This window comes from Lactobacillus sp. M0390, from assembly GCF_016102085.1.
Lineage (GTDB): Bacteria > Bacillota > Bacilli > Lactobacillales > Lactobacillaceae > Lactobacillus > Lactobacillus apis.
Map to the genome: position 1 here is coordinate 1 of NZ_JACFPH010000008.1, position 11,570 is coordinate 11,570.

General features: G+C 38.8%; 2 protein-coding genes. Both read left to right on the plus strand.

The window, feature by feature from the left end:
• The coding region (locus H3R25_RS08760) for a DUF1542 domain-containing protein (RefSeq protein WP_198195149.1) at window positions 1–6,323 on the plus strand (6,323 nt) is incomplete at its 5' end.
• Between the two features lie 587 nt (window positions 6,324–6,910).
• Window positions 6,911–11,570: DUF1542 domain-containing protein (locus H3R25_RS08765; protein WP_198195151.1), on the plus strand; the 4,660-nt coding region annotated here is incomplete at its 3' end.

The window sequence follows — 11,570 nt, forward strand, 5'->3', positions numbered from 1 at the left end:
ACAAGGCAGCTTCAGAAGCTAAAGATGCGATTAATGCCGCAACCACACCAGATGAGGTTGCTAAGGCAGAGCAAGATGGTAAAGATAAAATCAACGGTGCTTACCAACCTGGCAAAGAGTTAACAGATCAAAAGGCAGACGCTAACAAGGAAATTGATAAGACTGCTAACGATGTTAAGGACAAGATTGATGCCGACAAGAATCTGACGACTGACGAAAAGAACAAACAGAAACAGGATGTCGATAAAGCAGCTTCCGAAGCTAAAGATGCTATTGATAAAGCTAAGACCCCAGATGAGATTGCTAAGGCAGAGCAAGATGGTAAAGACAAGATTAATGGTGCTTACCAACCAGGCAAGGACTTAAGCAGTCAAAAGAACAATGCGAAGCAAGATATAGCTAATGAAGCAGATTCAGTTAAAAACCAGATTGATGCCGATCAAAACTTAACTACTGCTGAAAAGAACAAGCAGAAGCAAGATGTTGATCAAGCTGTAACAGAAGCTAATACAGCAATCGATGCTGCAAATACACCAGATGAAGTTATTCAAGCAGTCGCAGACGGTAAGAATAAGATTAATGCTGCCCACAAGCCAGGTACGGATTTAAGTAGTCAGAAGACCACTGCAAAAGACCGAATTGATCAAGTTGCAAGTGAAGTTAAGACTGAAATCGATGCCGATATTACATTGACTAATTCTGAAAAGATAGCTCAAAAAGTTAATGTTGATAAAGATGCTGCGGAAGCAAAACAGAATATTAATTTAGCTTCTGACGCACAAGGAATAATCGATTCACGTGATCGCGGAATTGAAAAGATTAGAGCTGATCATCAATCAAATACCCTACCAATAGCAGATCAAAAACAAAGTGCTAAGGATCGGATTGATCAGGTTGCTGTAGAAGTCAAGGGTGAAATCGAAGCTGATGAAGCTTTAACTACAGCTGAAAAGACTGCTCAAAAGCGTAACGTTGATAAAGATGCTACTGATGCTAAAAACAATATTGATGCTGCAACTGATGCACAAGGAATAATCGATGCGCGTGATCAGGGAATTAAAGCAATTAGACGTGATCATGTCCGTAGTGATGTTCCATTATCTGACCAAAAGCAAGATGCTAAGGATCGAATTGATCAGGAAGTTGTTAAAGTTAAGGGTGAAATTGACACTGATACAACTTTATTAAGTTCTGATAAGGCTAGCCAGAAGGCCAAGGTTGATATTGACGCTCAAGCAGCCAAAGACAAGATTGATTTTGCTTCTAATGCTCAAGACGTACAAAATGCATTAAAAGAAGGTATTAAAGCAATTAATGCTGATCATGTATCTGGTACTTCTTTAGATGAGCAAAGACAGTCAGCGAAAGCAAGAATTAGTCAGGAAGCTAGAACTGTTAAGTCAGCCATTTCCGCTGATACGACATTAACTGATACTGAAAAATCTTCTCAAAAGGCAGCTGTTGATGCCGATGAAATTATTGCGAAAAACAATATTGATAACGCATCTTCTGCCCAAGCTATAATTGCAGCAACTGAAGACGGTATCACCGCTATTAATAATGATCATCAATCAAATACTTCTAGCTTAGATCAACAACGTCAGGAAGCTAAAGACCGAATTGATCTCGAAGCATCAAAGGTAAAAGGTTGGATTAATAAGGATTCTTCATTAGACAGCAAAGCTAAGGCTGAACAGTCTGCTGCTGTTGATGATGCTGCAGCCAAAGCAAAAGATAATATCGATGCAGCAGTAAATGCCCAAGGTATTAAGATTGCTCGCGAAAAAGGTATTGCAGCTATTAACTCCAAGTATGTAACTAATTTGATTTCTTTAGCTGATCAAAAAGAATATGCTAAGCAATTAATTAGAGACGAAGCCGAAATTGTTAAGGAAGAAATTAACAGTGATGAGGTTCTTGAAGACAGTACTAAGGCAGATCAAGTCAAAGCAGTTGAAGCACAAAAGCAAAAGGCTTTAGATAAGATTGATGCTGCAACTGATGCTCAAGCTGTTCAAGATGAATATGTAAATGGTGTCAACATTCTTCATGCACAACACCTGTCAGGTAATGATCTTGAAACACAAAAGCAAGCTGCTAAGGATATACTTGCTCAAGAAGCAGCAACTATTAAGAAGATTATTGCTAATGACACTTCCTTGAGTGATACAACTAAAGCAACTCAAACTGCGAAAGTTAACGCAGAGCTTCAAAAGGCTCAAAATGCTGTTGATCGTGCTAAGAATGCTCAAGAAATTAGTGACCGTGAAGTTGCCGGTATTAATGCAATTGACGCTCAACATATCAAGGGTGAAAAATTACAAGTACAAAGAGCTGAAGCAGTCAAGATTATTGATGATACTGTAGCAGCAGCTAAAGCTTCGATTGATCAAGCCAAGAACTTAACTGCTCCAGAAAAGGCTAAAGCAAAACAATCTGTTGATGATGCAGCTAATGCAGCTAAGGATGCTATTAAGTCAGCAACTGATGCTCAAACTATTAATAAGGCTAAAGTTGCTGGAGTTGATGCAATTAATGCAGTAGTTAAGAACAATAGTGCAGCTGAATTAACAACTGTTAAGCTAAATGCTAAGAACGCAATTAGTGCTGAAGCAACTACGATTAAAGAAGCAATTAGCAGTGATCAAGGATTAACTGCTTCTGCTAAAGCAACTCAATCAGCTAACGTTGACTTGGAAGCTCAGAAAGCACAAAATGCTATCGACCGCGCTGAAAATGCTCAAGAAGTTAAAGATAGACAAGATGCTGGAATTAAGGCAATTGATGCTCAATACATTCCTGGAAAGCCATTAAAAGATCAAAAGTTAGCAGCTAATAAGGTCATTGAGGATGCATTAGCTAGTGCAAATGCTAAGATTGATAGCGATCAAACAAAATCAGCAGCTGAAAAGGCTAAAGAAAAGATGGCTGTTTCTAATGCAGCTAGTGCAGCACAAAAGGCCATTAATCAAGCAAACAGTGCTGCAGAGGTAGATAAAGCTAAATCTGATGGATTAACAGCTATTGCATTTGCTCAAAATCCAATGGTTACTATCGATGATCAAAAAGTAGCAGCCAACGAGTCAATTACTAAAGCTGTAAATGATGCAAAAATTAAGGTTGCTCAAGATTCATCTTTAACTACTAGTGAAAAAATTGCAGTTTACCAACTTGTAGATTCCGCTGCTGCAGTAGCTAGAGACAAGGTTGCACAAGCTACAAGCAGTGAATCAGTTAGCCAAGCATTAGCAGATGGAATAGCTCAGATCAACAATGCAGCAACAAACACTGCTTCACTTAAGCTCAAGACTCAAGCCAAAGGTATTATTAGCAAGAAAGCTGAATCAGCAAAGAAGGAAATTGATCGCTTATCTAACTTGAGTGATACTGAAAAGCAAAGCGCAAAGGATAAAATCGATCAAGCTGTTCAAAACGGTAATGCCAAGATTGATGCAGCAACTGATTCACAAGTCTTAAAAGTAATAAGTAGCATTCAAGCAGAAATTGATGCAATTGTTACAAATCCAACTGCTTCAAACGGCTCCGAATCAAATGGCTCAGAAAGTAACTCATCCGAATCCAACGGATCAGAATCAAATGGTTCAGAGAGCAACTCGTCAGAGTCCAACGGATCTGAATCGAATGGTTCAGAGAACAACTCATCCGAGTCCAACGGATCTGAATCAAATGGCTCAGAAAGCAACTCATCCGAGTCCAACGGATCAGAATCAAATGGTTCAGAGGGCAACTCGTCAGAGTCAAACGGTTCAGAAAGCAACTCATCCGAATCCAATGGTTCAGAGAGTAACTCATCAGAGTCCAACGGATCAGAATCAAATGGCTCAGAAAGCAACTCATCTGAGTCAAACGGATCAGAATCAAATGGTTCAGAGGGCAACTCGTCAGAGTCAAACGGATCAGAATCAAATGGTTCAGAAAGCAACTCATCCGAATCCAACGGTTCCGAATCAAATGGCTCAGAAAGCAACTCATCAGAGTCAAACGGATCAGAATCAAATGGCTCAGAAAGCAACTCATCAGAGTCAAACGGATCAGAATCAAATGGTTCAGAGAGCAACTCATCAGAGTCCAACGGCTCAGAATCAAATGGCTCAGAAAGCAACTCATCCGAATCCAACGGTTCCGAATCAAATGGTTCAGAGAGTAACTCATCAGAGTCAAACGGATCTGAATCAAATAGTTCAGAGAGCAACTCGTCAGAGTCCAACGGATCTGAATCAAATGGTTCAGAGAGCAACTCGTCAGAGTCAAACGGATCCGAATCAAATGGCTCAGAGAGCAACGCATCCGAGTCAAACGGTTCCGAAGCAAATGGCTCAGAGAGTAATGCATCCGAGTCAAACGGTTCCGAATCAAATGGCTCAGAGAGCAACTCATCCGAATCAAACGGATCAGAATCAAATGGCTCAGAAAGCAACTCATCAGAGTCAAACGGATCAGAATCAAATGGCTCAGAAAGCAACTCATCAGAGTCAAGCGGATCAGAATCAAATGGCTCAGAAAGCAACTCATCAGAGTCCAACGGCTCAGAATCAAATGGCTCAGAGAGTAACTCATCCGAATCCAACGGTTCCGAATCAAATGGTTCAGAGAGTAACTCATCAGAGTCAAACGGATCTGAATCAAATAGTTCAGAGAGCAACTCGTCAGAGTCAAACGGATCTGAATCAAATAGTTCAGAGAGCAACTCGTCAGAGTCAAACGGATCCGAATCAAATGGCTCAGAGAGCAACGCATCCGAGTCAAACGGATCAGAATCGAATGGCTCAGAGAGTAATGCATCCGAGTCAAACGGTTCCGAAGCAAATGGCTCAGAGAGCAACTCATCCGAATCAAACGGATCTGAATCAAATGGCTCAGAAAGCAACTCATCTGAGTCAAACGGATCAGAATCAAATGGCTCAGAAAGCAGCTCATCCGAGTCCAACAGTTCCGAATCGAATGGTTCAGAGAGTAACTCATCAGAATCGAACGGTTCCGAATCAAATGGTTCAGAGAGCAACGCATCCGAATCAAACGGTTCTGAATCAAATGGTTCAGAGAGCAACTCGTCAGAGTCAAACGGCTCAGAAAGCAACTCATCCGAATCAAACGGCTCAGAATCAAATGGTTCAGAGAGCAACTCATCCGAGTCAAACGGATCAGAATCAAATGGCTCAGAAAACAGCTCATCCGAGTCCAACAGTTCCGAATCGAATGGTTCAGAGAGTAACTCATCCGAATCAAACGGTTCTGAATCAAATGGTTCAGAGAGTAACTCATCCGAATCAAACGGTTCTGAATCAAATGGTTCAGAGAGTAATTCATCTGAGTCAAACGGATCAGAATCAAATGGCTCAGAAAGCAACGCATCCGAATCTAACGGATCAGAATCAAATGGTTCAGAGAGCAACAAATCCGAGTCCAACAGTTCTGATTCACAAGTTCCTAATGAACAAAACATTGAATCGTCAAATTCAGCAAGTTCTAATACTGAAAACACCAACTTTTCAGGAATTGATACAAGAACATTTGCTGATACAGCAGCTCCAGATACAACTGGAGCAGTTGAAAGAAAACTTGCTCATAATGCTTACTTCTATAACAAAGAAGGTAAGCGTGCAAACTTATTAGTTGCTCAAAAGGGTTCAATGATTAACACTTACGGAACTGAAATGATTAATGGCCGCGAATTCTATTTGACTGACAATGGTTTATACATCGCTGCTAATAACATCAATGCTCAAAAACGTATCTTATTGAAGAACTCATTTGTTTATAATAAAGATGGCAAGCGTGTAGGCACTCAGTTACTTAGAAGGAATACTGAAGTAGATACTTATGGTGATCCAGTTAAGATTGGTGATAAAGAATTTTACATCATCGATGATGATCGCTATGTAAAAGCAGTTAACTTTGGAACCAATGACAAGGAAGCAAACGAAACATTAGCTGACGGTGTTATTGCAAATGCAGTGTTGAATCACAACGCAAATGTTTATAACAGTGAAGGTCAACAAAATGGTCAGGTTGTTTTATCAGCTGGTTCACGAGTAGCAACTGGTGAGACCAAGACTATCAATGGTCGCAAGTTTATTGAAATTGGTAACGGTCAATATCTTGATAGTGATGAAGTCAACGGTACCTCTCGTGTATTAACTTCAAAAGCTGATGTTTATAATATTGAAGGTAAACGAATTGGGAAAGTAACTATGAATGTTGGCGAGACTATTCGTACTTATGGTGAAATCGTTGTAATTAAAGGTAAAACTTACTATTCAATTGGCAATGGTCAATTTGTAAAACAGACAGCTTTTGAATAGAAACACTGAAAAATATTTTTGAAGTTAATCTTCAAAAGCATTCATAACAAAAGGCAACAAACTTTAAATAGCTTGTTGCCTTTTTTGTTGGAAATAATCGAGTCTTAATTAACTAAGTTAGAAATAATAAATAATGTAATGATATCAGTTAAGAAACTAACTTCTGATACAAAAATAAGTCAAATTTTATGTATGAAGATATAATAATTAACACCAGAAAATATTTTTAAAAATCGATACTTGTATTTATTTGCTTAGCTTTAAATAACGTTATTATAAAAACTATTACATATTTTTGCTATAAATAATCAATAAAATTAAATAACTAAGTAGCTGACTATAATTTTGATATATACAAGTTCTTTATAAATAAGCTTTATAAAGAAAACACTTTTTCAATATCACGTTTGATTTTTTAAAAAAACAGATGTGTTAAAAAACGATTACTGTTCATATAACTATCGCTACAAATGTTGCTATAACTGATTTCATGTTAACAAAATCTCTCAAAAAATAACTACTCTAAGGGCTAAGGATGTGCTAAACTAGTGGTGTTATATATTAATAGGGAGATTGGAGAGTATAATTTGAAAAAAAATTCAAGATTAGTCGAAGAGACTAAAAATACAAATTATAAAATGCATAAAAGCAAAAAAGGCTGGCTCGTAAGCTATTCTTTATTGACTTTCATGCTAGGTGGAATATACCTCGGCAGTAGTGCCTCTACTCCGGTAAAAGCCGCTGAAGTCGAATCCCAAAATGATCAAAAGGGAGTAGACCAAGAGTTACAAAAATCAATTGACTCGAAGTCGGTTGATGATGCTAAGCAAAATGCTTTGACTACTATTGATACAACAGCAACCACTGCAAAATCAAAGATCAACGCTGATAAAAACCTTTCAAGCAGTGCTAAAAGTACTCAACTTAAGAATGTTGATGCTATTGTTGCTGATGCTAAAGACAAAGTAAACAAAGCTGAGGATTTACCTGCTATTAAAGCAATTTTAGACGATGCAAATATTAGCATCACTAATAGCTATAAGCCAGGCACTATTACTGCTTCTAAAAAGAAGACTAGTGCTAAAAAAGAACCAGTCGTTGATATGTCCAAGAAGCCCGCTACCAATAAAAAAGTGGGCGTTTCCACATATAAAGGACTTAGCTCTTTCTTCAGAACGAGTTCTGATACTGCTGGCATTACTGCAACTTCTGACAAGACTTCAACTACAAAGACTGTCAAATCAGAAGATAATTCTTCATTAGTTGCTGGTAATCAAACTGGTAAGACTGAAGCAAGTAAGTTAGCCCCAAGAGCTGCTTCTACTGATTCAGTTACTGGTCAAGCTGTTGCGAATACTACTGCAGATAAGAAAGATACAAATCAGTATACTTCTCAAGCCGAAGCTACGCCAAGAGTAGATACTGCTGCAGATACAACAGGGGATAATAGTGTTACGGTTGGTCCTGATGATGATGCTGGCCGTCCAGGCTTTAATGCAAGCCTAGACTCGAAACAGAATTCACCAACATCTGTAAATATTCCAACCCCAGATCAAGTTCTTAATCCAGATAATTACAAGCAAAAGGTAGCTAATGTTGCAACTCTTGCTGATTTGGCAACTGCTTGGGCAGATTCTTCTGTTACCTATATCAACATAACAGGTGATATAGCATATGATAGCAAAGTCACAATCAGCAATCGTGCTCCTGGAGCAAGTGTTGTTGTCAATGGTAATGGCCATACAATTGAGTTAGGATCACAAACTTTATCGTATCCTGATACAGTACGTACAAATATGACCACTGTAACAGTAACAAATGGTGTGTTTAAACAGGGATTTAATGGCGCTATTGATAATGATAAATCCAGTTTAGTATATAGTAGCGATGGTCAGGGTCTGAATGTAAATATTGACAATGTTAGACTAATACCTATGGATGAAAATTCTAATTCCAATCCTATTCATGTGGTTGTTGCGCATGACGCAAAAGTTACTTTTTCTGGAACTAATTACTTTTTCCTTACTAATGAGGTCACTAGACATGTAACCAGAATAATTTTTGCTAATAATGCAAAAGTTGAAATGGATAGATCAAAAAATGCTACTGCGCACTCTCAATTCTATTTCAGTGATTCTGGCTCTGCAGTAGGTGATGCCGGATATGGTAAAGACGGTAACGAGTTCATTATGGGAGACGGGTCTACGAATATTGCGCGTACCTATAATGGTTCTACTGCTAATTATCCAGCTATCTATCTAGACTTCGACAAAATAACAGTTGGTGATGATGTTTCTTGGACTCAGACAGGATTCCAGTATTTCTTAAATGCTACCCAAGGTTCGAAAGGAACTGGAACATTTAATTTTGGACAGAATTTTAATTTATCTGCTCCTATTACTACTATGCCTGGTGCCATTCAATTACAAGCATCTCAAAAAGCAGTATTTAATGCAGGAACTACCTTTAATATCCATCAAAGAGCAAAAGCTGCTATTATTCAAGTTGCTGGTACTTCTAGTGTAAGCTTTATTTCACCAAAATCACTTTTGTTAGCAATAGAAGATAACACTGGAAATCCAACTACCGCGACTGCTGGTATATTTTCAGGACCTGGTACTGTTTCGCTAAATAACTCTAGTATTAAAACTTGGGATGGCTCAAATTCTTTAACAACTAATGAAGCAGGAGATAATGCTGCTCAATTTGGTAAAATGGTTGTTAAAGGTGGAGTTGCTACTTTAACTGACTTAAATAACAACACGAGTGTTTCTCCTATTGTTTCAAGAAAAACGCGTGAGTTACAAACCGTTGCTATTCCAGTTGGTACAATGGCAATTCAATACGTTGATCAAAATGGTAAAAAGATTGGTTCTCCAATTAAGCTAGATATCAATGACAAGAATAATTATATTGGTCAGTATATTCCGCTTAATTCATCATTTATTGCTAAATATGCAGCTGATGGTGGAAATATGCCTGAAAACTACATGTGGGCAATTGGTAACCAAGTATTTTCAGGTGCTAAAGCTGACAAGCAAAGCGGCGGTGATTCATTGCCTGATGACGACGGTGATCAATACGGTCAGGCAACTATTGGTATTGTTCCAATGCAGTCTCAACCGGGGCAAAATAATAAACAATATGACCATATCTATAATATTTATGTATTTGGTGTTCCCCAAAAATTACAATATCAATACGTTGATATTAACCATAAAGATAGGGGAGCATTAACTACTAGCCTTTCAGGTAAAACTGGTATCGAAGGGTCAAGAGGTATAACTACAGCTACTGCTAACTACGGCAACACTATTAACTGGACAGATAGTTCCTATACAAAAGATAACGTTCCAGCAGGATATCACTACTATGTTGAAGCAACTGGTCAAGGAATTCAGCCAAAATCTACTTTAGTTGGAACTGAAAATCCACTTGTTACTATCTATGTAGAAGGTAATCAACAAACAATTACTCCAACATATGTAAACAAAGATGGAATTGCAGTTCAACCAATTCAGCCTATTACAGTTTCTAGTAAAACTGGTGATGTTACGGAGATTCCTAAAGCACCAGATGTTAAAAACTATGCTTTTGATCATGTTGAAGTAAATGGTAAGGAAGTTCCAGCTGGGTCAACATTTATCATGGCCAATGGTACAGACAGCATTAAATATGTTTATCATTCACTTGATCAGGAAAAAACAACTGCAATTAATGATATCAATTCTCATGCCGATGAAGCCATAACAGCTGTTAATGGTAATGTAAATCTGACTACAGATGAAAAGACTAAGCAAAAAGATGCCATAAATGCTGCAAGAAATGAAGCAATTGATAAAATAAATAAGGCTGAGCTTCAAAGTGAAGTTGATAAAGCTTATCAAGATGGTATAGCCAAGATTGATGCTGCTCATAACGATAAGGGTAAGGCATTAGCAGATCAAAAGCAGGATGCCAAAGACGCCATTGATGCTGAAGTAGCCTCAATACAACAAGCCATTGATACAGATCCAACTTTAGATGATGCAACTAAGGCCAAACAAAAGAAAGATGCAGCCGATGCTGGAGCAGCAGCTAAGACCAACATTGACAATGCAGCTGACGCTGATGGTGTAAATGACGCATTAAGCAAGGGTATAAAAGCAGTAGATGATACGCATGTTCCTGGTACAGCATTAGGCACTCAGAAACAAGATGCTAAAGACGCTATTGATGCCGAAGTAGCCTCAATACAACAAGCAATTGATGCTGATAAGACCTTAGATGATGCAACCAAGGCCAAACAAAAGCAGGATGCAGCTAATGCCGGAGCAGCAGCTAAGACTAACATTGACAATGCAGCTAACGCTCAAGGAGTAAAGGATGCATTAGGCAAGGGTATAAAAGCAGTAGATGATACTCATGTTTCTGGAACAGCATTAGGCACTCAGAAGCAAGATGCTAAAGACGCTATTGATGCTGAAGTAGCCAAAGTTCAAGGTGAAATCGATGCTGATAAGACCTTAGATGATGCAACTAAGGCCAAACAAAAGCAGGATGCAGCTGATGCCGGAGCAGCAGCTAAGACTAACATTGACAATGCAACTGACGCTCAAGGAGTAAAGGATGCATTAGGCAAGGGTATAAAAGCAGTAGATGATACTCATGTCATAGGTACAGCGTTAGGCACTCAGAAACAAGATGCTAAAGACGCTATTGATGCCGAAGTAGCCAAAGTACAAGGTGAAATCGATGCTGATAAGACCTTAGATGATGCAACTAAGGCCAAACAGAAGCAGGATGCAGCCGATGCCGGAGCAGCAGCTAAGACCAACATTGATAATGCAGCTGATGCTCAAGGAGTAAAGGATGCATTAGGCAAGGGCATAAAGGCAGTAGATGATACTCATATTTCTGGAACAGCTGTAGACACCCAAAAACAAGATGCTAAAGACGCTATTGATGCCGAAGTAGCCAAGGTACAAGGTGAAATCGATGCTGATAAGACTTTAGATGCTGCAACCAAGGCCAAACAAAAGCAGGATGCAGCCGATGCTGGAGCAGCAGCTAAGACTAACATTGACAATGCAACTGATGCACAAGGAGTAAAGGATGCATTAGGCAAGGGCATAAAGGCAGTAGATGATACCCACGTTTCTGGAACAGCTGTAGATACCCAGAAGCAAGATGCTAAAGACGCTATTGATGCCGAAGTAGCCAAAGTACAAGGTGAAATCGATGCTGATAAGACCTTAGATGCTGCAA